The sequence below is a fragment of the Pseudomonas sp. 05L36 genome, assembly GCF_056398125.1.
Genome location: NZ_JBFTOU010000008.1, coordinates 198,264 through 223,740 on the forward strand (window position 1 = coordinate 198,264; position 25,477 = coordinate 223,740).

The 25,477-nt window shown below is 60.3% G+C and carries 19 protein-coding genes and 1 pseudogene; 7 read left to right on the forward strand and 13 right to left on the reverse strand.

Features of this window, described 5'->3' with window-relative positions; all coding sequences use genetic code 11:
* Positions 1-69 precede the first annotated feature (69 nt).
* Positions 70-3,075, forward strand: a complete 3,006-nt coding sequence (locus tag AC1DKH_RS11830; RefSeq protein ID WP_477798246.1) for an RHS repeat-associated core domain-containing protein — start codon at positions 70-72, stop codon at positions 3,073-3,075.
* On the opposite strand, the gene AC1DKH_RS11835 is transcribed toward AC1DKH_RS11830, so the two are convergent.
* The 5 genes from AC1DKH_RS11835 to AC1DKH_RS11855 all read right to left on the reverse strand — a co-directional run bounded on the left by AC1DKH_RS11835 (position 3,072) and on the right by AC1DKH_RS11855 (position 7,236).
* Positions 3,072-3,515, reverse strand: coding sequence for a hotdog fold thioesterase (locus AC1DKH_RS11835; RefSeq protein ID WP_477798247.1), 444 nt, complete (start codon positions 3,513-3,515; stop codon positions 3,072-3,074). The genes AC1DKH_RS11830 and AC1DKH_RS11835 overlap by 4 nt on opposite strands.
* 32 nt (positions 3,516-3,547) lie before the next feature.
* A complete protein-coding gene (locus AC1DKH_RS11840; protein WP_477798248.1) occupies positions 3,548-5,215 on the reverse strand; it encodes an AMP-binding protein in 1,668 nt (555 codons plus the stop codon).
* A gap of 164 nt (positions 5,216-5,379) precedes the next feature.
* A complete protein-coding gene (gene sixA / locus AC1DKH_RS11845) occupies positions 5,380-5,835 on the reverse strand; it encodes a phosphohistidine phosphatase SixA (protein WP_477754827.1) in 456 nt (151 codons plus the stop codon).
* On the reverse strand, positions 5,832-6,179 hold the full coding sequence (locus tag AC1DKH_RS11850; RefSeq protein ID WP_477764807.1) for a DUF4389 domain-containing protein: 348 nt from the start codon (positions 6,177-6,179) through the stop codon (positions 5,832-5,834). The genes sixA and AC1DKH_RS11850 overlap by 4 nt, the downstream gene beginning before the upstream one ends.
* A gap of 31 nt (positions 6,180-6,210) precedes the next feature.
* Entirely contained in the window at positions 6,211-7,236 is a 1,026-nt protein-coding gene (locus tag AC1DKH_RS11855; RefSeq protein ID WP_477754825.1) for an NAD(P)H-dependent glycerol-3-phosphate dehydrogenase, read from the reverse strand.
* Between the two features lie 274 nt (positions 7,237-7,510).
* Between AC1DKH_RS11855 and AC1DKH_RS11860 the strand changes: the two are divergent.
* The 5 genes and pseudogenes from AC1DKH_RS11860 to AC1DKH_RS11880 all read left to right on the forward strand — a co-directional run bounded on the left by AC1DKH_RS11860 (position 7,511) and on the right by AC1DKH_RS11880 (position 12,848).
* Positions 7,511-8,436 (forward strand): annotated as a pseudogene (locus AC1DKH_RS11860) (ABC transporter substrate-binding protein).
* On the forward strand, positions 8,433-10,334 hold the full coding sequence (locus AC1DKH_RS11865; protein WP_477754823.1) for an ATP-binding protein: 1,902 nt from the start codon (positions 8,433-8,435) through the stop codon (positions 10,332-10,334). The pseudogene AC1DKH_RS11860 and the gene AC1DKH_RS11865 overlap by 4 nt, the downstream one beginning before the upstream one ends.
* A gap of 247 nt (positions 10,335-10,581) precedes the next feature.
* Positions 10,582-11,097 carry a 3-hydroxyacyl-[acyl-carrier-protein] dehydratase FabA gene (fabA, locus tag AC1DKH_RS11870; RefSeq protein ID WP_003227150.1) on the forward strand — a complete coding sequence of 172 codons (516 nt, stop codon included), beginning with the start codon at positions 10,582-10,584 and terminating at the stop codon, positions 11,095-11,097.
* Positions 11,098-11,108: 11 nt separating this feature from the next.
* Positions 11,109-12,329 carry a beta-ketoacyl-ACP synthase I gene (gene fabB / locus AC1DKH_RS11875; RefSeq protein ID WP_218427369.1) on the forward strand — a complete coding sequence of 407 codons (1,221 nt, stop codon included), beginning with the start codon at positions 11,109-11,111 and terminating at the stop codon, positions 12,327-12,329.
* Positions 12,330-12,659: 330 nt separating this feature from the next.
* Complete coding sequence (locus AC1DKH_RS11880; protein WP_477798249.1) at positions 12,660-12,848, forward strand: hypothetical protein; 189 nt, start codon at positions 12,660-12,662, stop codon at positions 12,846-12,848.
* A gap of 60 nt (positions 12,849-12,908) precedes the next feature.
* Here AC1DKH_RS11880 and AC1DKH_RS11885 read toward each other — a convergent pair whose 3' ends face one another.
* The 8 genes from AC1DKH_RS11885 to AC1DKH_RS11920 form a co-directional block, all read right to left on the reverse strand.
* Positions 12,909-13,856 carry a hypothetical protein gene (locus AC1DKH_RS11885; protein ID WP_477798250.1) on the reverse strand — a complete coding sequence of 316 codons (948 nt, stop codon included), beginning with the start codon at positions 13,854-13,856 and terminating at the stop codon, positions 12,909-12,911.
* Between the two features lie 186 nt (positions 13,857-14,042).
* Positions 14,043-14,585: a DUF2058 domain-containing protein gene (locus tag AC1DKH_RS11890; RefSeq protein ID WP_477798251.1), complete on the reverse strand. Its 543-nt coding sequence runs from the start codon at positions 14,583-14,585 to the stop codon at positions 14,043-14,045.
* A gap of 28 nt (positions 14,586-14,613) precedes the next feature.
* Positions 14,614-15,447 (reverse strand): nucleoside triphosphate pyrophosphohydrolase, encoded by an 834-nt coding sequence (gene mazG, locus AC1DKH_RS11895; protein ID WP_477754820.1) that lies wholly within the window; start codon positions 15,445-15,447, stop codon positions 14,614-14,616.
* 126 nt (positions 15,448-15,573) lie between these two features.
* Positions 15,574-17,817, reverse strand: coding sequence for a GTP diphosphokinase (relA, locus tag AC1DKH_RS11900; protein ID WP_477760160.1), 2,244 nt, complete (start codon positions 17,815-17,817; stop codon positions 15,574-15,576).
* Between the two features lie 122 nt (positions 17,818-17,939).
* Entirely contained in the window at positions 17,940-19,292 is a 1,353-nt protein-coding gene (gene rlmD / locus AC1DKH_RS11905; RefSeq protein ID WP_477798252.1) for a 23S rRNA (uracil(1939)-C(5))-methyltransferase RlmD, read from the reverse strand.
* Entirely contained in the window at positions 19,292-20,194 is a 903-nt protein-coding gene (gene cysM, locus AC1DKH_RS11910; protein WP_477798253.1) for a cysteine synthase CysM, read from the reverse strand. Before cysM ends, rlmD begins: the two co-directional genes overlap by 1 nt.
* Positions 20,195-20,362: 168 nt before the next feature.
* Positions 20,363-21,784, reverse strand: a complete 1,422-nt coding sequence (locus AC1DKH_RS11915; protein WP_477798254.1) for a histidine kinase sensor domain-containing protein — start codon at positions 21,782-21,784, stop codon at positions 20,363-20,365.
* Positions 21,774-22,493, reverse strand: coding sequence for a response regulator transcription factor (locus tag AC1DKH_RS11920; RefSeq protein WP_477798255.1), 720 nt, complete (start codon positions 22,491-22,493; stop codon positions 21,774-21,776). Before AC1DKH_RS11920 ends, AC1DKH_RS11915 begins: the two co-directional genes overlap by 11 nt.
* A 215-nt stretch (positions 22,494-22,708) precedes the next feature.
* Between AC1DKH_RS11920 and AC1DKH_RS11925 the strand changes: the two genes are divergently transcribed.
* Positions 22,709-25,462 (forward strand): response regulator, encoded by a 2,754-nt coding sequence (locus AC1DKH_RS11925; RefSeq protein ID WP_477754814.1) that lies wholly within the window; start codon positions 22,709-22,711, stop codon positions 25,460-25,462.
* Positions 25,463-25,477: the final 15 nt, after the last annotated feature.

Consider the following 25,477-nt stretch of genomic DNA (forward strand, 5'->3'; position numbering starts at 1 on the left):
CACCTGTTATTTCTGACAGTTGACTGCCAACCAGCATCCAGTGGATAAGAAGGGCTGTCCCACCGAATCATGGGCAAACTCACGATGCCCCATGCCAATACTCCGACCATCCAGGTATTTGACCCGCGCGGACTGAGCGTGCGCGGTGTGGCGTATCACCGGCGCGAGCGCGCGTCGGCACCGGAGCCTTGCATTACCCAGCAGGAATATGACGGCGCCGGTCGCGCTGTGCTGATTCGTGATCCACGCCTGTTCCGTTTGCATCAAGACGGTCAGACGGCAGCCAATCAGCAAAACGTCTTCAGTTTGTCGGGCACTGTCGTGCTTTCGCTAAACAGCGACGCCGGCTGGCGCCTGGGATTGCTCGGCGCGCACGGGCAAAGTGTTGAAGGCTGGGATCAGAAGCTAAGCCAGAGCCGCGTGGACTATGACCCTCAGTGCCGCCCGATCGCTACGTTCGAGCGCGCATGGCAAGGCTCGGAACGCTGTATCGCACGACTCACCTATGCCGATACCGACGCCGATGCCGGTCAAAACCTGCGCGGTCGGTTGACTCGGCACGACGACACCGCCGGCACCCTGCGCTTCACCGAGTTCAGTCTGAACGCTACACCGCTGCAGCACGGTCGTACCTTCATCGCCGATCCGCAATGGCTGGTGGACTGGCCCGAGTCAGAGCCTGAACGCGACGCCTTGCTGGAGAACGGGCCAGCCATCACTCGCCTTCACTGCAACGCCGCCAGTGAGACCGTCAGCCAGACCGACGCATTGGGCAACCGCCAGACGTTCATTCATACCTGTGCAGCCGAGCTGCGTGAGGTTCGTCTGAAACTCGCCGGGCAGGCCGAGGAAAAAACCCTGGTCCGAGACATTCAGTACAACGCCTTCGGCCAGATCGAACAACAATGTGCGGGAAACGGTGTTGTTTCATGTGCGACTTATCGGCCCGACGATGGCCGACTGGAGCACCTGAAAGCCTATGTAACAGGTCAACCGGCCCTGCAAGATCTGACTTATGAATACGACGCGGCGGGCAATGCCACCTGCATCACCGACGCTGCTCAAGCAACTCAATTTCACCGTAACCAGCGCATCGAGCCAGTTAGTCGCTACCGCTACGACAGCCTCTACCGCCTGATCGAGGCCAGCGGTCGGCAATGGCGCAACGCGCCGGGTGGACCACAACTACCGGAGTTCCAGTCCACCGCCGACCCCGGACAACTGGAAAATTACACGCGTTTCTACCGCTACGATGAAGCCGGCAACCTGACGGTCATGCAGCATCAGGCCGACAGCGCCAGCCGTACCGAACGCACAGCCGTCGCCCGGTTCAGTAATCGCAGTCTGCCCGAAAAGCCTGATGGCGAGCTGCCCGACGAACAGGAAATTACCGTCGGTCATGACCTCAACGGCAACCGTATCGGGCTTCAACCGGGGCAAACCCTGCAATGGGATCTGCGCAACCAACTGCGGCAGGTCGACCAGGTAGTGCGTGAAGATGAACCGGACGATTGCGAGTTTTATGTGTACGACGGCAGTGGCCTACGTCAGCGAAAAATCCGTCAGCCCTACACCGGCACATTGATCCGCACCCACGAAACCCGCTATTTGCCAGGTGTGGAAGTGCGCACTTCTGCCGACGAGACCTTGCATGTCGTGACGATCAAGGCCGGACGCAGCACGGTGCAAATCCTGCACTGGCAAACTGAACCGCCAGCCGGCATTCCCCAGAACCAGCATCGCTACAGTTTTTCCGATCATTTGGGCTCCAGCGCCCTGGAGCTGGACGAAGCGGCCTTGCTCATCTCCCGGGAAAGTTACTACCCCTACGGCGCAACTTGCTGGTGGGCCGGTCGCAACAAACTCGAAGCCGGTTACAAGACGCTGCGCTATTGCGGCCAGGAACGGGATGCCACCGGGTTGTACTACTACGGGTTGCGCTACTACGTACCCTGGTGCCAACGCTGGCTGAACGCAGACCCTGGGGGCACCGCGGACGGGTTGAATCTGTATGCGATGGTGCATGGCAATCCGATCGGACACGTGGATTTTCAGGGGCTGATCACCGTGGGAGAAGTGTTCAGCGCAGCCGCCGCGACGATTGGCCGTGACGGTGTGAGTGCCCTGGCTGGTGGCGCTGTGCGGTACTTTGCGGGACAAGGACTGACACAATGGGCAAGCACACCCACGGATGATCCGGATATCCAGAGGATTGACCCCGGCGTCAATCTGGCGCTGAGCGTAACAGGTGCGGCGGTCGGGGCATTGGCGGGCGGATCCATGGGGATGGGCGCGGGAAGCAATATCGTTTCCCGATACAGCGAAAACCGCGCTGCGCAGTGGATCGGCGCGGCCATGGGTGGACTGGTGGGCGCGGCAGCAGGTGCCGCTGCCCCGCTCTATGCCTATCTGAGCAACCCTGAAGGGTTAAATGAAGTGGCCATCAGCCTCATCACCAGCGTGGCCGGCAATCTGACAAGGGAAACAGGGCAACGCATCAGCGCAGAACTGGGCCCCAGGCTTACGCTCGCGCCCTCAGGTGTCGCGACTGCCCTGCGCACAGGCGCCTATGGAGGATTGCTGTTCGCCGGCGGCATGATTCGCGCGCAGCTTGCGCCTCTGGCCGGCGTCGCCATCAATGCTGCCGTCGAAGGTCTTGATGGCGCATCCATCGTCATGATCAACGCCTGGCGTGGAGGAACCTTCACCCAGGGCACTAATGAGTTGAGCAGACCGAATGCCATGGAAGTGCTGTATGGCTGGGCTACGCGCACGGCCGGGTCAGGCTTGACCGCCTCGCTGACACTCCTGTCCACCCCGCTGACCGACGCCATTGCAAACCCCAATCTGCGGACGGGAGCCATTGGTGCAATGGCTACTCCCACAGAAGCCCGAACCTATTTGGGACAACATGTGCAGCGCGGCACCGCCGAGTTGTTCAGATATGACGATGCGGACTTCACCCTGGACCATTTCACCCAACCAAACAGGGAGTGGACGGGGCACCCGGACATGCCCACTGGCAACAGCATTGAAATGACAACGTTCCGTCGCCATGCTTCGAGTACCCCTTAACGCGCCGGCGGATTCTCACCCAACGGCACCACTGCCATGGTCAGCCGCGACACGCAACTGGCCTTGCCCTCATCGCTGGTCAGCCGAATGTCCCAGACATGGGTCGTGCGGCCGATGTGGATCGGCTTGGCCACCGCCGTCACCCGCCCGCTGCGCAGGCCGCGCAAATGGTTGGCGTTGATTTCCAGGCCCACGCAATAGAACTTGCTGGCATCGATGCACAGGTAACTGGCCATGGAGCCGACCGACTCGGCCAACACCACCGAGGCACCGCCGTGCAGCAAGCCGTAAGGCTGGTGAGTGCGATGGTCAATGACCATGCTGGCAGTCAGGGACTCAGCGTCAAAGGCCTCGAAACGGATGTCCAGCACTTCACCGATGGTGTTTTTCTGGATAGCGTTCAACTGTTCGATGTTGGGAGTGGTGCGCCACAGGCTCATCGCAGAGTTTCCTTGTTGGTTTTGTTCGTGGATCAATCCTGCCACAGCACCGCTTCGCTGCGCTCGCTCCATTCTTCAAAGCGCTCACCGTAAGCCGCTTCGATCACATTGCGCTTGATCTTCAGGGTCGGGGTGAGAAAACCGTTTTCCACGGCCCAACTGTCCTTGACCACCACCAGGCGCCGCAGCCGTTCATGTTTGTCGAGGGCAGCATTGACCTCTTCCAGCAGTTTTTCCAGGCTGGAATGCAAGCCGGCGCGCGCGGCCCCGCCGGCATCCTGCTGGCCGACCGCCGACAACACGCACAAGCCCAACGGCGCACCCAAGCCATCGCCCACCACACAGACCTGTTCGATGCGCGAGTGCACGGCCAGACGATTTTCAATCGGCGCCGGAGCCACGTATTTGCCTTTGCTGGTCTTGAAGATTTCCTTCAGGCGCCCGGTCAGGCGCAGATTGCCTTCGGCGTCCTCCTCGCCCTTGTCGCCGGTGCGCAGGAAGCCGTCCCCGGTAATGGTGTCGGCGGTTTTTTCCGGTTCCTTGTAATACCCGAGCATGGTCGCGCCACTGCGCACCATGACCTCCCCTGTCTCGGCGATCCGCACTTCGACTTCCGGGCACGGCTTGCCGATCCAGCCTGGTTTGTTCTGGCCCGGCATGCCGATGTGGGAATAGCCGCAACTCTCGGTCATGCCGTAGACCTCCAGCACATCCAGCCCCAATTTGCGATACCACTGCAACAAGGTCTCCGGCACCGGTGCAGCACCGGACAGCGCAATGCGCAACGCATCCAGCCCCAACCCGGCGAGGACTTTATGCCCGACCCGTTTGCCGATGATCGGCAGGCCGAGCAGGAAGTCGAGACGTTTTGCCGGAATCTTGCTGTACACGCCCATCTGGAATTTGGTCCAGATGCGCGGCACGCCAAACAGTGCGGTCGGGCGCGCACGTTGCAGGTCGGTGAGAAAGGTGTCCAGGCTCTCGGCGAAAAATACCGTTTGGCCGGTGTAAATCGATGCCAGTTCGACGAACATCCGTTCGGCAACGTGGCACAGCGGCAAATAGGACAGCAGTCGGTCCGACTCGTTGAGGCCGAACAACGAAGTGCCACGAGTGGTGGCGAACCCCAGGGTGCCAAAACTGTGCATCACGCCTTTGGGCATGCCAGTAGTGCCGGATGTGTAAATGATGGTCGCCAGTTGATCGGCGGCAGGTTTGGGATCGTCCTGGATCGGCGAGCTGCGTTGCAGGTCGGCCCAACTGAAATCGAACGTACCGGGTGGATGTAGCGGCAGGCTTATGGTCGGCAGATCGGGGCTGACGCCACGGGACATGCCCGGCCAGTCGTCGAGCTTGCCGATGAATGCCAGCGTCGCTTGCGAATGTTCGAGTACCTGGGCAACGGTCTCGGCGGTGAGGTTGGGGTACAACGGCACCGAGACATGCCCGGCCATCCAGATCGCCAGGTCGGCAATGATCCAGTGCGCACAGTTCTTCGAGATCAGGGCGATATGGCTGCCCTGCGGCAGTTCCCGTGCCCGCAACCAATGGGCCGCGCAACGGGCCTGGTGACCGACGTCCGCCCAGGTCAAGGTCTCGACCTGGGTGCCTGCGACAGGCTGGACCAGAAAGCGCTGGCGGGGATGACGGGCCTCACGCTCGTAGAAAACGTCCAGCGGCAAACGAAAAGCAGCAGACATGACTCGCTCCTGTTTTTTGGTCTGGAGCAAGCGTAGTCAACCAAGCAAGTGCTTGGTCGATTATTTAACAGAAAAACAAAATCAAAAGATCGCAGCCTGCGGCAGCTCCTACATGGAAATGGCGTGCATCTTGTAGGAGCTGCCGCAGGCTGCGATCTTTGCTTTTATGGGTGCTTGATGCTGTCAAGCTTCATTGACCCGACCAGCAGCTCATCACCCTTGAGCTCCGCCAGACCGGCAGTGCTGACCTTTTCCGGCGGATGTCCGGCACCATGTTGCAGGTAGCTCAGCAGATTCCCCACCAGCGGATTGTGACTGACCAGCAACACGTTGCTTACTGCGACCATCTGTTCGGCCACCTTGTCCGGCTCCGTGTCCGGTGTCAGCCACTCGACGGTGCGGATTTCCGGTTCGAAACCCAATGCATCTCGTACCAGTTGCGCTGTTTGCTGCGCTCGCAGGTACGGGCTGGCGTAAATGCCGGTCAGCGGCTGACCCACCAGCTCTGCGGCGACTTTCAATACTTCCTTACGACCGTTATCCGTCAGTTCCCGCTCCGAATCGTGGGGACGGGAGCCGTGTGGCACGGCTTCACCATGACGCAATACCCAGAGTTTCATAGCTTGGGTTCCTCATCTCGAGCCGAATGCGGTGCCGGTGCCACGACATGCGGCGCTTCACCTTCCGGCGTACGCGGCGTCGGCCAATCGGCGAACGGCCAAGGCTTCTGGTCGCTGTGAAAGCTGCCGAAACGACCGATCTGCGCCAGAAACTGGCTCAGGCTGTCGCCGAAATTCATCAAACTGGCGTTCGGGGCGCCATAGAACAAACGATAGATCAACTGCACCAACACGACGGCGCCGAGGATGAACTGCGCCACTTGCCACACCAGCACGAAGACCATCATCCACAACACACGCAGCAGGATGGACTCGTATTTGGCTTCTACTTTTGGATCGTTCATGCGCAACTCCCTGCTTTTCTGGCAAGCGTGATTAGTTGAAACCACTGGTGGAAATAAAATCGACGTCGGTTTTCGGCTCTCCACGCATTAGCAGACCGATGACCTGCTCCAGCGTGCGCCCCTCGAACAGGATCGCGTGCAGCCCGGCGACCAGCGGCATGTACACGCCAACCTCCTGGGCCTTGGCCTTGAGCACTTTAAGGGTGTTGACCCCTTCGGCGACTTCGCCCAGGCGCGTGACGGCCTCGTCCAGGCTCAGGCCCTGGCCGAGGGCGAAGCCGACCTGATAGTTGCGGCTCTTGGGCGATGAACAGGTCACGATCAGATCGCCCACGCCCGCAAGCCCCAGGAAGGTCATCGGGTTGGCGCCCTGATTCACCGCAAAGCGGGTCATTTCCGCCAATGCCCGGGTGATCAGCATGCTCTTGGTATTTTCCCCCATGCCCAGCGCCACCGCCATGCCGGCGATGATCGCGTAAACGTTTTTCAACGCCCCGCCCAGCTCCACACCGAAACGGTCGGCGCTGGCGTAAACACGAAAGGTGCGGCCGTGCAGCGCGGCCTGAACCTGCTGGCAGAGTTCTTCGTCTTCACTGGCGACCACCGTCGCAGTCAGTGCATGTTCGGCGATTTCACGGGCCAGGTTGGGTCCGGACAGGACGCCGATGCGGGCCTGCGGGGCGATCTCTTCGAGGATCTCGCTCATCAGTTTGAATGTGTGGGCTTCGATGCCTTTGGTCAGGCTCACCAGTAATTTACCGGTCAACCGTTCGGCGTGCGGCACCAGCACCGAGCGCAGCGCGCTGGAGGGCAATGCGACAAAACACAGGTCACAGGCGTCCAGGGTGGCTTGCAGGTCGGTGACCGGTGTGACGCCGGGCAGAATCTTGATGCCTTTGAGGTAACGCGGGTTTTCGCGATTGACCCGCATGGCCTCGGCCTGTTCGGGGTCACGCATCCACTGAAGGACCTGAAGCCCATTTTCGGCCAGCAGATTGGCCACGGCGGTTCCAAAACTTCCGCCTCCCAGGACCGCAATCGGGCGCTGTTCAGTCATATGCAATCCGTTAATCCATACCAGTGGCGATGTCGGCATTATACGGGGCAGCCCATCGGCGGCCAGCCCCGGCGTCAAATACCGGCAGTTGTGGGAAGAAGAGCAATAAAACCGAGGAAAATGCGGACATCGTGAATGGAAAAGTCATTCGGCTCGGTTAACATGCGCGCCATCAATCACTGACTGGGAGGTGTTGTGTCTCCGGGTGCTCCTTCACCGCATTCGCCTCAGGTACTGGCGCTGATTTTCAGCTCGCCGGGGCTGGAGCTTTAATATGTCGTATTGCCCAGCCTGGAAAACGCCGCCCCTGCGCCGGCTGCTGGCCGTGCTTTGTCTATTGTTCAGCAGCTTGTTCGGTAGCCTGCCGGGTAACGCGGCCGACATTTTGCTCACGGGTGCCGAAGACAGCCCCGAAGCGCGGGCGTTTACCCAGGCCCTGAACGAGTTGCGACCGAACGATAACGTACGCTTCCAGACACTGGCGAGTTTGCCGACTCCTGACAAGCTGCCGGAAAACATCCGCTTGATACTGCTCGACCTGCCCAGCCTCGACTGGCGCCTGCAGGACACCCGGGGCCCGGCGACACTGGTGTTGCGCATCAGCCGCCTGCAAGCCCGGCAACGCTTGAACAACACGCTGCCTGCACACCTTTCCCTGCTATGGAGCGATCCACCACTGGACCGCCAGTTGCGCTTGACCCGCACCCTGTTGCCCGAAGCCAAACGCATCGGCGTGCTCTACCACAACCACAGTGAATTTCTGTTGAATGAGCTGCGTAATGCCGCCCTCCTCTTGGGTCTGGAGGTGGTCACCCAGCGCTGGGACAACATTCACGACAGTCATCCGTTACAGGCCCTGCTGAATAACAGCGACGTGTTGCTGGGCCTGGACGATGCCGACCTGTACAACCCGCAAACCGCAAAGAACCTGCTACTGAGCAGCTACTCACGGCAAATGGCGCTGATCGGACCCAACGCAGGTTTCGTCAAGGCCGCAAGCCTGGCCAGCACCTACAGCGATCAGAGCGACTGGCTGGCGATCCTCGACGAGTTGCTCGACCGGCCACCTGGCCGCGCACGCACTATCCCCATCGATTCAAGGTCGCGAGCAATCCCCAGGTGGCGCGTTCATTGGGTATCGAACAGATAAACGAAGCATCGGTCGCCACGTTGCTGGCTGAAGGAGAACGTCGTCCATGAACTTGCGCCGTCGCTGGGACATCAACACTCGCACCCAACTCATCAGCCTCGGCCCTGCACTGCTGCTGACCTTGTTGCTGATCAGCTTCTTCACGTTCGTGCGCATCCAGGATCTGCGTCAGGAAATCACCCACACCGGGCAGTTGATCGCCAATCAACTGGCCCCAGCCACCGAGTACGGAGTGATTTCAGGCAACATCGAAGTGCTCGAAACTTTGCTCAAGGCGACACTGGTCACGCCCAACGTGAGCTTTCTGGAAATCCAGGACAGCGCCAACCGGGTTCTGGTGTACGTCGAACAACCGAGCGAACACTACAATCGCGCGCAACAGCTCGAAGTGTTCCAGGCACCGATACGGCTCCAGCGCGTCGCGTTGCACAATGATTTTTTCCAGAGCAGCAAAACCGCCAACGCGGCCCCCACCGAAGACTATCTCGGCCGGGTGATCGTCGGACTGTCCAACGATGCCTTCAGCCAACGCCAGCAGGAAATCGTGCTCAAGGCCGCCATTCTGGTGCTGTTTGCCCTGCTATTTACCTTCTTCGTGGCCCGGCGTCTGGCGGGCAGCCTGTCGCAACCAATCCGTGATATCGGCAATGCGGTCAAGGCGATCCAGGACGGCGACTACAAAACACCGCTGCCCATTGTCGACGACACCGAGCTGGGGGCGCTGTCGCAACACATCAACAACCTCGCCAGCGGCCTCGAGCAGGCCAGTCGCGAACAGCATCAGGCCATGGCGCAGTTGATCCAGACCCGCGAAGAAGCGGAAAAGGCCAACAACGCCAAATCCGATTTCCTCGCCATGATGAGCCATGAACTGCGCACACCGATGAATGGCGTGCTGGGCATGCTGCAGTTGCTGGAAACCACCGACATGACCGAGGAGCAGGTGGAATACGCGGCGCTGGCCTCGGAATCTACCGAGCACTTGCTCAAGGTCATCAACGACATCCTGGATTTCTCGCGGATCGAACGTTCAGAGCTGGAACTGGAGCACATTGCGTTCAATCTCGTCGAACTGATCGGCAGTTGCGCCCAGTCGTTCCAGCACAGCGCCGCGCAGCGCGACCTCGACCTGCAACTGATGGTCCCCGATGACATGCGCGGCTTGCAGGCCAAGGGCGACCCGACGCGGATCCGGCAGATACTGGTCAACCTGATCGGCAATGCGCTGAAGTTCACCGAGCAGGGCCGCATCACCATCGAGGCACAGTGGCAGTCGCTGGACCACGAGTTACTGTGGTTCACCTGCACCGTGCGCGACAGCGGCATCGGCATCCCGGCACCAAGCCTGGAGTTGATGTTCAACGCTTTCCAGCAGGCCGACAGCTCCATTTCAAGGCGCTACGGCGGCACCGGGCTAGGCCTGCCGATTGCCCGTACGCTCGCCGAACGCATGGGCGGCACCTTGCGCGCGCAGAGTGAGGAAGGCCGCGGTTCGGTGTTCACCCTGGAAATTCCCCTGGCACTGCACCAGCAGACTCAACCGCTGTTGCCCCCTCGCGCGCAATCGCGCAACAGCAACGGCGAAGGGCGCAATGTGCTGCTGGTCGAAGACAACCCGGTCAACCAGACGGTCATCGAAGCCATGTTGCGCAGCCTGGGCTTCAAGGTCAGTCTCGCGGCAGACGGCGCGCAGGCGGTTCGCAGTGCCGAGAGCCTGATTTTCGAAGCGATCCTGATGGATTGCCGCTTGCCGGTCATCGATGGCTATGAAGCCACCCGACAGATCCGCCAATTACCCGGTTGCACTGACCTGCCGATCATCGCGCTGACTGCCAACGCCCTGCAGGGTGACCGCGAAGCCTGTTTGTCGGCGGGGATGAACGATTACCTGGCCAAGCCGTTCAAACGGACTGATCTGCAGCAAATTCTGCAGCGATGGGTGCAGTAGTACAGGCCTTTCGAGCATCTGCGACTGGCGTGAAAGGCGAAAGTGCGGCAGTCTTAAGCCCCCGAACAGGCCCGAAAAGGGGCTTGAATAATAATTTCAGTGCACAAGTGTACATTCATGTCCTTGGTGCTGTGACTTTCACCACAACGCAATAGTCTATGAGTAGGCTGCCGGTTCGAGGCATGAACGCTTCGATCGGCCGGGAAGATTTGCCCCACCTGCCGCATGGGACTATTGAGGAGCTCGCATGACCAAACAAAACGCCTTTACCCGGGAAGACCTGCTGCGCTGCAGTCGCGGTGAGCTGTTCGGCCCTGGTAACGCGCAACTGCCCGCCCCGAACATGCTGATGGTTGATCGCATCACCCTGATCAGCGAAGAAGGTGGCAAGTACGGCAAAGGTGAATTGGTCGCCGAGCTGGATATCAATCCGGACCTGTGGTTCTTCGCCTGCCACTTCGAAGGCGATCCGGTGATGCCGGGCTGCCTGGGCCTCGACGCCATGTGGCAACTGGTCGGCTTCTTCCTGGGCTGGCAAGGCCTGCCGGGCCGCGGCCGTGCGCTGGGTTCGGGCGAAGTGAAATTCTTCGGCCAGGTCCTGCCGACCGCCAAAAAAGTCACCTATAACATTCATATCAAGCGCGTCCTCAAGGGTAAGCTGAACCTGGCCATCGCCGACGGTTCGGTCACTGTCGACGGTCGCGAAATCTACACCGCCGAAGGCCTCCGGGTCGGCGTGTTCACCTCCACTGACAACTTCTAAGGGTTATCCGCATGCGCCGCGTCGTTATCACTGGTCTGGGCATCGTTTCTTGCCTGGGCAATGACAAAGAGACCGTCTCCGCTAACCTGCGTGCAAGCCGCCCTGGCATCCGGTTCAACCCGGAATATGCCGAAATGGGTCTGCGTAGCCAGGTTTCCGGCTCCATCGACCTCAACCTTGAAGAACTGATCGATCGCAAGATCTATCGCTTCGTCGGCCACGCGGCAGCTTATGCCTACCTGGCCATGAAAGACGCCATCACCGACTCCGGCCTGACCGAAGAGCAGGTTTCCAACGTGCGTACCGGCCTGATCGCCGGCTCCGGTGGCGCGTCGACCCTGAACCAGATGGAAGCACTGGACATCCTGCGCGAGAAAGGCGTCAAGCGCGTCGGCCCGTACCGCGTCACGCGGACCATGGGCAGCACCGTTTCCGCCTGCCTGGCCACTCCGTTCAAGATCAAGGGTGTGAACTACTCGATCTCCTCCGCTTGCGCCACCAGTGCTCACTGCATCGGTAACGCCATGGAACAGATCCAGCTGGGCAAGCAGGACATCGTTTTCGCCGGCGGCGGTGAAGAAGAACACTGGAGCCAATCGTTCCTGTTCGACGCCATGGGCGCCCTGTCCACCCAGTACAACGAAACCCCGGAAAAAGCTTCCCGTGCCTACGACGCCAAGCGTGACGGTTTCGTCATTGCCGGCGGTGGCGGCATGGTCGTGGTTGAAGAGCTGGAACACGCTCTGGCCCGCGGCGCGAAGATCTACGCGGAAATCGTCGGCTACGGCGCGACCTCCGACGGCTACGACATGGTTGCCCCGAGCGGCGAAGGCGCGATCCGCTGCATGCAGCAGGCGCTGTCCACCGTCGATACCCCGATCGACTACCTGAACACCCACGGCACCTCGACCCCGGTCGGCGACGTCGCGGAAATGAAAGGCGTGCGTGAAGTGTTCGGCGACAAGGCTCCGGCCATCAGCTCCACCAAGAGCCTGTCGGGTCACTCCCTGGGCGCCGCTGGCGTTCACGAAGCGATCTACTGCCTGCTGATGATGGAAGGCAACTTCATTGCCGGCTCCGCCAACATCGACGAGCTGGACCCTGAAGTGGCCGACCTGCCGGTGCTGACCAAGACCCGCGAAAACGCCACCATCAACACCGTGATGAGCAACAGCTTCGGTTTCGGTGGCACCAACGCCACCCTGGTACTGAAGCGCTGGGAAGGTAAGTAATTTCCCGCTGCCGAGCCGCACATGAAAACGCCCCGACTGGTTCGGGGCGTTTTTTTTTGCCTGGAGAAATTCGCACGGCAAACACAAAACCCTGTAGGAGCTGCCGCAGGCTGCTCCTACAGGGTGTGCGCGAGGCCTCTGGAGATGAAGCTTTTGTCATGAAACTTAACGCCCTGCGACTGAATGTCGCGGATTCCGCGGGCTGCAGCACTGTTTCCGTTTTTGCAAAAAGCCATTGCCAAACTCAGTCGTTTACTTAGCAAGCTACCAAACTCTATAACAGAGGCCTGCACACGCCTTGCTGCAGATAACAGAGATTGGAGCTAGCAGATGACTGTAAAAGTAACTGAACGCGACGATTCACATAAATCCCACGAGGGTGTAGCCGCCGGCATCCGGATCTGGGACGTGCATCAACAAGACCTGCTGGTCGGGATGTTCCATTCCGAGACCGATGCGCAAGACTACAAGGCCGAACTGGAAACGCTCGAGCGCAAACGCAAACTTGCAACCGGTTGAACACAGACTTCCACCACCGCGCAGCCTGCCCTCTTCCTGGCGGGCAGGCTGCAAGCCGAATCAGACAACCTCGATCAACGTCAAATGAAGGTTGTCATCGATCAGCACCGAAGGGACACTTTCAACGATCCAGCCCGCTTGAAGTCTGACCACCTCGACCTCCCCATCGCCCATTCCGTCATTGCGGATCGAAAACTGCAGCGATGACGGGTGACGCTTGGCGTAATCGAAATCCATGCCGCACGCGATCAGGAAATCGATTTTTGCCTCGCTCAGTTCAACTTGAGTATCGCGTTCGCCTTCTTTCAGACTGTAGTAATCCAGGCACAAGTTGATTGCAAAAGGGCAGCCATTGACGAGACTGTTGATAAACCTCCCTTCATAACCACCAAAGTAACTGTGTTCTGCCCGCACACTGCTGAGCTTCTTCACCTTCACTTCGACCCCTTCGGAAAGTTTAAACAGCCAATACTCCCTATCCGAAGCCCGGTGGTTGCCGAAGTCGATACCGGATACATGGCGCTTTGGCCACATCGACATCAACGGCCTATCGGCTTCATATTCTTTATTGGTGATCGCCAGCAAGTAATTAATAACGTCATAATAACTCGACTCACCCTCTCCAACCTTGATGAGTGTCGCGCAACTTCCCGCCAGCAATACGATCTTGCCATAGCGTTCCACTGGCAGTTCAGTCATCAATAAAGCTATACACCCAGGCACCTTCTCCAGATAGGCAGAGTTCAGCTCATGGAGTTCCTCTTCGCTGCGGACCTCGCGCCAGGGAATGTTCCAGAAGAACTCCGGCAGGGTAAAAAAAACACAAGCGGTTGCGCCATGATCCTCGCGGGCGGCTTTTGCGGCGATCTTGATTTTTCGGCGTACAAGCTCGGCACGAGCGACCAGCTCATCGTCCAGATAATCGCCAATGGATTGATCGTGCGGTCGTGACTGTGAAAGCTGCGACTTGAAAGTTGGCTGGCGTAACGAAGCGATACTTACAAACATTTATTCCATCCTTGGAGACTAAAGTTTATTCAATATGTTTTCTCCGAACACAAACATCCTTATAAAGAAAGATTATTTTTGGCAAAAGAAAACCCGAAAGATCGTATCGACACGATCATTCGGGCTCAATGTATAAATCATGAAAAGTACTAGCAAACATGTAAGCCTGCCAGGACATCAAATCGATTACCACATCAGGTCATCAGGAATCTGGTACGCCGCGTACGGATCATCTTCGACGCTGACCTCTTCGGTCTTCACGTTCATCTGCACGATGCGCTGCGGGTCGCGCTCCTGGATCTTCAGCGCGGCTTCACGGGGGATGACTTCATAGCCGCCGGCATGATGGACGATGGCCAGCGAACCGTTGCTGAGCTTGTTGCGCATCAGGGTGTTGACCGAAAGGCGCTTGACCTTCTTGTCGTCGACAAAGTTGTAGTAATCCTCGGTCGTCAACTTCGGCAGGCGCGTCGCTTCGATCAATTGCTTGACCTGGGCGGCACGGGCCTTGGCCTCGGCCTTCTCCTGCTGCTGGCGGTTGAGTTCCTGGTCGCGCTTGACCTTCTCGGCCATGGCTTCCTGCGCCGCGCGCTGTTGGGAGTCATCCAGCTCGATCTGGCCTTTGTGGGCCAGGCGTTGTTGTTTCTGCTTGTCTTTGCTGACCTGCTTGGCCTGCTTCTGGTTGACCAGCCCTGCTTTGAGCAACTGGTCGCGAAGGGAAATGCTCATGGTGCTTATTACTCACTTAGGCCACTGCTCAACCGCAGCTGGGCAAATTCTTTTCCTGACGTTTGGCTTCGCCCCACAAGGCGTCCAACTCTTCGAGGGTGCAATCTTCCATGGGACGGCGGGTGTCGCGCAATGCCTGTTCGATAAAACGAAAGCGTCGTTCAAACTTGCCGTTGGCGCCACGCAGTGCGGCTTCCGGATCGACCTTGAGATGCCGCGCCAGATTGACCACGGAAAACAGCAGATCGCCGATCTCGTCGGCCACGGCTTCGGGATCGTTTTCCGACATCGCTTCGAGGACTTCATCGAGCTCCTCACGCACTTTATCGAGCACCGGCAAGGCATCTGGCCAGTCGAACCCGACCTGCCCCGCGCGCTTCTGCAATTTTGCCGAACGGGACAACGCTGGCAGTGCGGCGGGAACATCATCGAGCAACGATAGCTGTTCGGGCGCTGAAGATTTCTCCGCGCGCTCCTCGGCCTTGATCTCTTCCCAGCGCTGCTTGACCTGCTCTTCACTCAAACGCGGGACATCCAGCGGCGCATACAGGTCACCGGTGGGGAACACGTGGGGATGACGACGGATCAGCTTGCGGGTGATGCCGTCGACCACGCCGGCGAACTCGAAGCGCCCCTCTTCCCGAGCCAACTGACTGTAATAAACCACCTGGAACAACAGATCACCCAGCTCACCCTGCAAGTGATCGAAGTCGCCGCGCTCGATGGCATCGGCGACTTCGTAGGCTTCTTCGAGGGTGTGCGGGACGATGGTGGCCCAGGTTTGCTTGATGTCCCACGGGCAACCGTACTGCGGGTCGCGCAGGCGGTTCATCAGGTGCAATAAATCTTCAAGTGAATACATCTTTCAATCTCTGCCCGCTCTTTGTAGGAGCGAGCTTGCTCGCGATGGACGTTAACGATGACGCATGCTGTCTGAATGAACGCGTCGCCCTCAGGTTCTTCGCGAGCAAGCTCGCTCCTACATGTCTTACGGCGTCCGGTTACGCCGGGTTTCGATGATGTTCGGCAACTGGGAAATCCGCCCCAGCAACCGCCCCAATGCGTCCAGCCCCGGAATCTCGATGGTCAGGGACATCAACGCGGTGTTGTCCTCCTTGTTCGAGCGGGTGTTGACCGCCAGCACGTTGATCCGCTCATTGAGCAGCACCTGCGAGACGTCACGCAGCAGACCGGAACGGTCGTAGGCGCGGATGACGATGTCCACCGGATAGGTGAGCACCGGCACCGGCCCCCAGCTGACCTGGATAATTCGCTCGGGCTCGCGCCCGGCCAGCTGCAGCACCGAGGCGCAGTCCTGGCGGTGAATGCTCACGCCGCGACCCACGGTGATGTAACCGACGATTGCATCGCCCGGCAACGGCTGGCAGCACCCGGCCATCTGGGTCATCAGGTTGCCGACACCCTGGATCTGGATATCGCCGCGCTTGCCCGGCTTGTAGCCGGTGGCCTTGCGTGGAATCAGTTCCAGCTGCTCGTTGCCACGCTCCGGCTCGACCAGTTGCTGCGCCAGGTTGACCAGTTGCGCCAGGCGCAGATCCCCGGCGCCGAGGGCGGCGAACAGGTCTTCGGCGGTTTTCATGTTGGCCTTGTCGGCCAGCTTGTCGAAATCCACCGCGGGCAGACCGAGGCGATTGAGCTCGCGCTCAAGCAGCGTTTTACCGGCCGCGACGTTCTGGTCACGGGCCTGCAACTTGAACCAGTGAACGATCTTCGCCCGCGCCCGCGATGTGGTGACGTAACCCAGGTTCGGGTTCAGCCAGTCGCGGCTCGGGGTGCCGTGCTTGCTGGTGATGATCTCGACCTGTTCACCGGTTTGCAGGCTGTAATTGAGCGGCACGATGCGCCCGTTGATCTTGGCGCCACGGCAGTTGTGACCGATTTCGGTGTGTACACGGTAGGCGAAGTCCAGCGGCGTCGCACCCTTCGGCAAATCGATGGCGTGACCGTCCGGGGTAAAGATGTAAACCCGGTCGGGCTCGATATCGACCCGCAGCTGTTCCGCCAGGCCACCGATGTCGCCCAGCTCTTCGTGCCATTCGAGTACCTGGCGCAGCCAGGAGATTTTCTCTTCGTAGTGATTGGAGCCGGACTTGACGTCGGTGCCCTTGTAGCGCCAGTGCGCGCACACACCGAGTTCGGCTTCTTCGTGCATCGCATGGGTGCGGATCTGCACTTCCAGCACCTTGCCCTCGGGCCCGATCACCGCTGTGTGCAGCGAGCGATAGCCGTTTTCCTTGGGGTTGGCGATGTAGTCGTCGAACTCTTTCGGAATGTGCCGCCAAAGGGTATGGACGATACCGAGCGCGGTGTAGCAATCGCGCATTTCCGGCACCAGCACGCGAACGGCTCGAACGTCGTAGATCTGGCTGAACTCCAGACCCTTGCGCTGCATTTTGCGCCAGATCGAATAGATGTGTTTGGCCCGGCCGCTGATGTCGGCATCGACGCCGGTGGCCTGCAATTCGTTTTTCAGCTGGCTCATCACGTCGCTGATGAAGCGCTCGCGATCGAGTCGCCGCTCGTGGAGCAACTTGGCGATCTGCTTGTACTGGTCCGGCTCCAGGTAACGGAAGGACAAGTCCTCCAGTTCCCACTTGATGTGACCGATACCCAGGCGATGGGCCAGTGGCGCGTAGATGTCGAAGACTTCACGGGCGACGCGGTTGCGTTTTTCGTCGTCGGCGGTCTTCACCGCACGGATGGCGCATGTACGCTCGGCCAGTTTGATCAGGGCGACGCGAACGTCGTCGACCATGGCCACCAGCATCTTGCGCAGGTTTTCCACCTGGCCCTGGGTGCCCATCACCATGGATTTGCGCGGACTCAGGCTGTCGCTGATCGCCGCCATGCGTTGCACGCCGTCGATGAGTTTGGCCACCACCGGGCCGAAGCGCTGGCTGACTGCCGGCAACGGGATCTGGGCTTCGCGCACGCCCCGGTACAGGACCGCGGCGACCAGTGAGTCCTGATCGAGTTTGAGATCGGCGAGAATCTCGGCGATCTCAAGGCCGGTACGGAACGTGGAGTTCCCTTCCGACCACAGATTCTGTGCCGCATTGGCTTGTTGTTCGGCCTCGCGAGCGTACTCGCAGGCCTCTTTCAAGGCTTCGCGATCCAGTGCCAGATCGACACTCACCGCGTGATCGAGCCAAGCCTCGAGATTGATACTGCCGTCGGTGTTGATCGGCTGGTGTGCTCTCACCTGTACCATCTTGCTTACCTTCCCTACGACGCAGATTCAATGCGTCAAATCGCTGACCTTCGTTGCCCGTGCGCCCACATCGGGCTGGGTGCGCGGCTGCACGGGCGGGCCAGTCGGACCAGACGAGCATCCTAGCTCGCTTCAAATAACGCCATGGCCTCGACATGTGCCGTTTGAGGAAACATATCGAGAATCCCGGCACGTTTTAACCGGTAGCCCTGCTTGATCAATTCGACCGTGTCACGCGCCAGAGTGGCCGGGTTGCACGACACGTACACCAACCGTTCGGCGCCCAGGGTCTTGAGCTTGCGAACAACCTCGAAAGCACCGTCACGCGGTGGGTCCAAGAGTACCGCACAAAAGCCTTCGGCGGCCCATTCGGCGTCCGTCAAAGGCTGGGATAAATCGGCCTGAAAAAACTTCGCGTTATGCAGATTATTGCTAGCCGCATTCGCCGCTGCCCGATCGACCATCACCTGCACACCTTCGACCGCCACCACTTCGCGAGCGGCCTTGGCCAGTGGCAAGGCAAAGTTGCCCAAGCCGCAGAACAGATCGAGTACACGTTCATCCGCTGTCGGTTTCAACCAGTCCAGCGCCTGGGCGACCATCGCTTCGTTGACGGCGGCGTTGACCTGGATGAAATCCCCTGGCCGGTAAGCCAGTTCCAGATCCCACTGTTCCAGGCGATAACCCAACGACTGATCGGCCTCGACCGGTTGCGGTTCGCCGTCGCCATGCAGCCACAATTGGGCTTCGTGGAACGCGCAGAAATCCTTGAGGATCGTCAGGTCGGCGTCGGACAGCGGTGCCATGTGCCGCAGCAACACGGCCAGCGTCGAGCCGCTGAACAACTCCACATGCCCGAGTGCCTGGGGTTTGCTCAAGCGCCGCAGCATCTCCGGCAAACGGCTCATGATCGGTTGCAAGGGCTGTACCAGCACCGGGCAGTCATCGATACCAACGATGTCCTGGCTGCCGGCGGCACGGAAACCGACTTCGAGTTTTTTCGCCTTCATGTCCCAGCGCACCGCCACGCGGGCGCGACGCCGGTAAGCGAATTCCGCACCGCTCAATGGCGCCGCCCACTCCTCGGGTTCGACGCCCGCGACTCTCGACAACTGCTCGGCGAGCATGCGCTGTTTCAGGGCAAGCTGTTCGTTGTGGGGCAGATGCTGCACGCTGCAACCGCCGCAGCGGCCGGCATGGGCGCACGGTGCCGGGCGGCGTAATTCGCTGGCCTTGAACACCCGTTCGGTGCGCGCCTCGACCACTTTGCCGTGGGCACCGAGGACGCGCGCCTCGATCTCTTCACCGGCCAATGCGCCGATGACGAACCAGGTACGGCCTTCGAAAAATGCGATGCCGCGACCGTCATTGGCCAGGCGCTCGATGGTCAGGCGCTGCTTTTTGCCGGTCGGGATTTGCGGGGCCTTGCTGCCGCCGGTGGGCTGGAAGCGCAGGCCTCTTTCATGTTTGGCCATCAGTTGGGCGCGTCGAAAATGCCGGTCGACAAGTAACGGTCGCCGCGGTCGCAGATGATCGCGACGATCACCGCATTTTCAACTTCTCTGGACAGGCGCAGCATTGCCGCCACGGCGCCGCCCGAGGACACGCCACAGAAAATGCCTTCTTCACGGGCCAGGCGACGGGTCACGTCTTCGGCTTCGCTTTGGGCCATGTCGACGATCCGGTCCACGCGATCAGCCTGATAGATCTTCGGCAGGTATTCCTGAGGCCAGCGACGGATACCCGGGATCGCCGAACCTTCCATTGGTTGCAGGCCGATGATCTGCACGTTGTCGTACTGCTCTTTCAAGTAGCGCGACACGCCCATGATGGTCCCGGTGGTGCCCATGGAACTGACGAAGTGGGTGATGGTGCCCTGGGTCTGGCGCCAGATTTCCGGGCCAGTGGTGGTGTAGTGCGCCTCGGGGTTATCACCGTTGGCGAACTGATCCAGTACCTTGCCGCGACCTTCGGCTTCCATGCGCTGGGCGAGGTCGCGGGCACCTTCCATGCCCTCCTCCTGGCTGACCAGGATCAGCTCGGCGCCATAGGCGGTCATGGCTGCCTTGCGTTCGGCGCTGGAGTTGTCCGGCATGATCAGGATCATCTTGTAACCCTTGATCGCAGCGGCCATGGCCAGGGCGATCCCGGTGTTGCCCGAGGTCGCTTCGATCAGTGTATCGCCGGCGTGGATCTGCCCGCGCAGTTCGGCGCGGGTGATCATCGACAGCGCCGGACGGTCCTTGACCGAACCCGCCGGGTTGTTCCCTTCGAGCTTGAGCAAAAGGGTATTGCTGGTGGCGCCGGGCAGGCGCTGCAAACGGACCAGCGGAGTGTTGCCGACGCAATCGGCGATGGTTGGGTACTGCAAGGTCATGGCGTATTCGCAATCCAGACTGCGGGGGCGACTATCATACCGGCAAACGTTCGCAGGCCATATCACGCAAAGTGTGGTGCTTATGGTTTATGGGAATAAGCAGATATTTTGCGGTGAACATGAGGGCCTCATCGCGGGCAAGCCCGCTCCTACAGGGGACTGAGGTGATCACATATTTTTCGGTTGAAACACAGTCAATGTGGGAGCGAGCCTGCTCGCGATGGCGTCGTCACGGGCACCACCATCATCCGCCAACAGACGCATATTCAAGCGCAACCCGGTCCCGGTGCTCTGCGCCCACAGCTGTCCACCCTGACGCTGCACCGCATTCCGGGCGATGCTCAACCCCAACCCAAACCCACCATCCCCCGGCCGCGAACCGTCGAGCCGGGTGAACGGCAGGAAGATCCGCTCCAGATCCGCTTGCGCCACTCCACCGCCCTGATCTTCCAGCCACAGGTGCCAGAAATCGCCATCACGCCGTCCGCCCAATTGGACGATGCCTCCCGTCGGCGAATGACGAATGGCATTGCGCAGAATGTTTTCCAACGCTTGGGCCAGGGTATTGAGATGACCGCGAACCCAGCAGGATGCATCCACCGTGCATTGCAACTGCGTATCGGGCCAGCCACTTTCATAGCAGGCGTTTTCCGTGAGCATTTCCCACAGGGCCTGGATCTGAATCGCCTCGTCGGGCAACCGGGTGCGCTCGGTGTCCAGCCATGCCAGTTGCAGCGTGTCTTCCACCAGGCGCTGCATGCCATCGACCTCACGACCGATACGTTCGCGCAATGGCTCCAGCCCCTGCTCGCTTTCACTGGCCACCCGCAGGCGGCTCAAAGGCGTGCGCAATTCGTGGGACAGGTCGCGCAACAGTTGCTGCTGCAAGGCCACAGTGCTTTGCAGGCGCTCGGACATGTGATCGAACGCCCGCCCCAGCTCACCCAATTCATCGGAACGATTGGTGGTGCGGCTCGATAGGCGCACATTCAGTTGGTCGGCACGCCAGGCATTGGCCTGCTCACGCAAGTGATTGAGCGGCACTACCAGCAAACGGTAGAGCCCGACGCACAGCAGCAAAGTGAACAACCCCGGAATCACGCCGTTGGTGATCACCCGCCAGAACACCCGGTATTGCCCAGGCAGAAAGCGTTCGGGCAGTTCGATCACCAGGCTGCCAGTGGACGGGTCGCCGGGAAACGGTATGCGTATCCACGGCCGGCCTTTCTTGTGAATGGGCCAATCGAGGCCGCGCAAAAAAGTCAGGCGTTCGACTTCCTTGTCCGTCAGCGATTGGTTGCTCAAGGACTGCAAATCACCACCGATGACACCGACCCAGCCTTTTTCCCGCTGACCCATGCCTTGCAGCCAGTCATCGACACCGGCGCTCTGGCGCTGCTTCCACGCCTGCTCGGCTTCGGCGGCATAACCGGACAGGGTGCCGCGGGCCTCATCGGAGAGGAACTGGTTTCGCTCCTCCATGTAACGCCCCCATGACCAACTCAACCAGATCATCAGCAGACAGAAAGCGACCAATAGACAAGCCAGTTTCCAGAACAGCGAGTGCCTGCCCGGCACGTTACATTTCATCGGCGGCGCTCAGGATGTAACCCTTGCCCCATACCGTACGCACTTCGCGCTCGGTGTAGCCAATGGCCCTGAGCTTGCGGCGGATCTGGCTGATGTGCATGTCCAGGCTGCGGTCATGGGCCGCATAACCGCGTTGCAGCACCTGTTGATAGAGGAAGGCTTTGCTCAATACTTCGTCGACGCTGCGGTGCAGCGTCTCCAGCAGCCGATACTCGCTGCGGGTCAGGCCGCCAGCCTGTTCGCCATAAAACACCTCGAAGCTTTCATCGTCGAAACGCAGGCTGTCCATCGACGGGGCTGCCACTGCGGGTGCGGGCCGGCGGTCGAGTGCCACCCGCCGCAGAATGGCTTCGATGCGCACCCGCAACTCCACCATGCTGAAGGGCTTTGGCAGGTAATCGTCGGCCCCCAGGCGAAAGCCGCTGATGCGATCGGCCTCGGCACCGAGGGCCGACATCAGCAACACCGGGGTGGAATGACTCTGGCGCAATTGAGTCAGTACCGCCAGGCCGTCCATGCCCGGCAGCAGGATATCCATCAACACCACGTCGAAAGGCTGCCGGCGGGCAATGTCCAGGCCTTCCTGGCCGTTCTGGCACCAGGTCACCTGGAAGCCGCTGCGGTCCAGGTGCTCGTGAACGTAGGCGCCGAGCACAAGGTCGTCTTCGATGGACAGGATTCGGGGGAGGCCAGCAGTGATGGGAGTCATGACTATCTGCAAGCAATTCTCAGTTGAGCGATTATTCAAGATTGCCTCGCCAGGGGCAACCCACGGTTTGTCCGTATCGCCAAAGAGTCGCCCGGGCGGACGAATGACTGCACCATTTTTACGAAGATTGCCCGCGAGCAAATCGCTACACTGCGCAAGTGGTGCATGGCGGATGCATGTACGGGTCTATAAATAGCGGGATGCAGGAGAGATGCGTGCTCAAGAAACTGGGAATCAAAGGCCGCGTGCTGTTGCTGACCCTGTTGCCAACCAGCCTGATGGCGTTGGTGCTGGGGGGGTATTTTACCTGGATGCAACAGGCTGACCTGCAAACCCAACTCATGCAGCGCGGCGAAATGATCGCCGAGCAGTTGGCTCCACTGACGGCGCCAGCCATGGGCCATCAGGACAACGAACTGCTCGAACGCATCGCCACCCAGGCCCTGGAGCAAACCGACGTACGGGCAGTGACCTTCCTGGCTCCCGACCGCACGTTGCTGGCCCACGCCGGCCCGACCATGCTCAATCAGACGCCCTCTGGCAGTGGCACGCAAATGCTGCGCCACAGCGGCAGCGATGCGACCCGCTATCTGCTGCCGGTATTCGGCAAACACCGCAATCTGGCCGGAGACGTGATTCCCGAAGAAGCAGACCGCCTGCTTGGCTGGGTCGAGCTCGAACTGTCCCATAACAACATGCTGTTGCGCGGTTACCGCAGCCTGTTCGCCAGCTTGATGTTGATCGCTACGGGACTGATCGGTGCGGCGCTGCTGGCCCTGCGCATGGGCCGCACGATCAATCGGCCGTTGAGCCAGATCAAGCAGGCCGTGGCCCAACTCAAGGACGGCCACCTGGAGACCCGCTTGCCGCCCCTCGGCAGCCAGGAACTGGATGAACTGGCTTCCGGCATCAACCGCATGGCCGGCACCCTGCAAAATGCCCAGGAAGAATTGCAGCACAGCATCGACCAGGCCACCGAAGACGTGCGCCAGAACCTGGAAACCATCGAGATCCAGAACATCGAGCTGGATCTGGCGCGCAAGGAGGCCCTGGAAGCGAGCCGGATCAAGTCCGAATTCCTGGCCAACATGAGCCATGAAATCCGTACGCCGCTCAATGGCATTCTCGGCTTCACCCACCTGTTGCAAAAAAGCGAGCTCACCCCACGCCAGCTCGACTACCTGGGCACCATCGAAAAATCCGCCGACAGCCTGCTGGGCATCATCAACGAGATTCTCGACTTCTCGAAAATCGAAGCTGGCAAGCTGGTGCTCGACCATATTCCGTTCAACCTGCGCGACCTGCTCCAGGACACCTTGACCATCCTCGCCCCGGCCGCCCACGCCAAGCAGCTGGAACTGGTGAGCCTGGTGTATCGGGACACGCCGCTGTCACTGGTAGGCGACCCGTTGCGGCTCAAGCAGATCCTGACGAACCTGGTGAGCAATGCGATCAAGTTCACCCGCGAAGGCACCGTCGTCGCCCGCGCCATGCTCGAAGAAGAACACGAAGACACCGTGCAGCTGCGCATCAGCATTCAGGACACCGGCATCGGCCTGTCGAGCCAGGACGTACGCGCCCTGTTCCAGGCCTTCAGTCAGGCTGACAACTCGCTATCGCGGCAACCGGGCGGCACTGGCCTGGGCCTGGTGATTTCCAAACGCCTGATCGAACAGATGGGCGGCGAGATCGGCGTCGACAGCACGCCGGGGGAAGGGTCGGAATTCTGGATCAGCCTGAGCCTGCCGAAAACCCGTGACGATGCCGAAGACCTGCCCGCCGCGCCGCTGCTCGGGCGCCGGGTGGCGGTGCTGGAAAACCACGAACTGGCCCGGCAGGCGTTGCAGCATCAACTGGAAGACTGCGGCCTCAACACCACACCGTTCAACACCCTGGAAAGCCTGACCAATGGCGTCACCGCCGCCCACCAGACCGATCAGGCGATCGAACTTGCAGTGCTCGGCATCACCAGCAACGACATGCCGCCGGAACGCCTCAACCAGCACATCTGGGACCTCGAGCATCTTGGCTGCAAAGTGCTGGTGCTGTGCCCGACCACGGAACAGACGCTGTTCCATCTTTCCGTGCCCAACCCCCACAGCCAGCTCCAGGCGAAACCGGCCTGTACCCGCAAGTTGCGACGCTCCCTGTCTGATCTGGTCAACCCGCGCCCGATGCGCCGCGAGCCGGGCGAACCGTTGTCCAGCCGTGCACCGAAGGTGCTTTGCGTCGACGACAATCCGGCCAACCTGATGCTGGTGCAGACCCTGCTCGAAGACATGGGCGCCAATGTGCTCGCGGTGGAAAGCGGTTTTGCCGCCATCAAGGCGGTGCAGAACGAGACATTCGATCTGGTGTTGATGGACGTGCAGATGCCCGGCATGGACGGCCGCCAGAGCACCGAGGCGATCCGCCAATGGGAAAGCGAACGCCATTGCACGCCGCTGCCGATCGTGGCCCTCACCGCCCACGCCATGGCCAACGAAAAACGCGCGATGCTGCAAAGCGGCATGGACGACTACCTGACCAAACCGATCAGCGAACGGCAATTGGCGCAGGTGGTGCTGAAATGGAGCGGCCTGGCGCTGCGCAATCACAGCCCGGAACGCTCCGGCGATGGGCATGCTGGCGCCCACGACCTGTTGGTACTCGACCACGACGAAGGATTGCGCCTGGCCGCCGGCAAGGCTGATCTGGCGGCGGACATGCTGGCGATGCTGCTGGCGTCCCTGGAGGCTGACCGCGAAGCCATCCGCCTCGCACAGCAAAGCAACGACCACAACGCCCTGATCGAACGGGTCCATCGCCTGCATGGCGCGACGCGTTACTGCGGCGTACCGCAATTGCGTGCGGCCTGCCAACGCAGCGAAACCCTGCTCAAGCAACAGGACCCGAATGCCGGCGTGGCACTGGAGGAACTCGACCGGGCGATCAATCGCCTGGCGGCCCAGGCGCGCATGAATGCTTGATGCAGCGCAACTGCG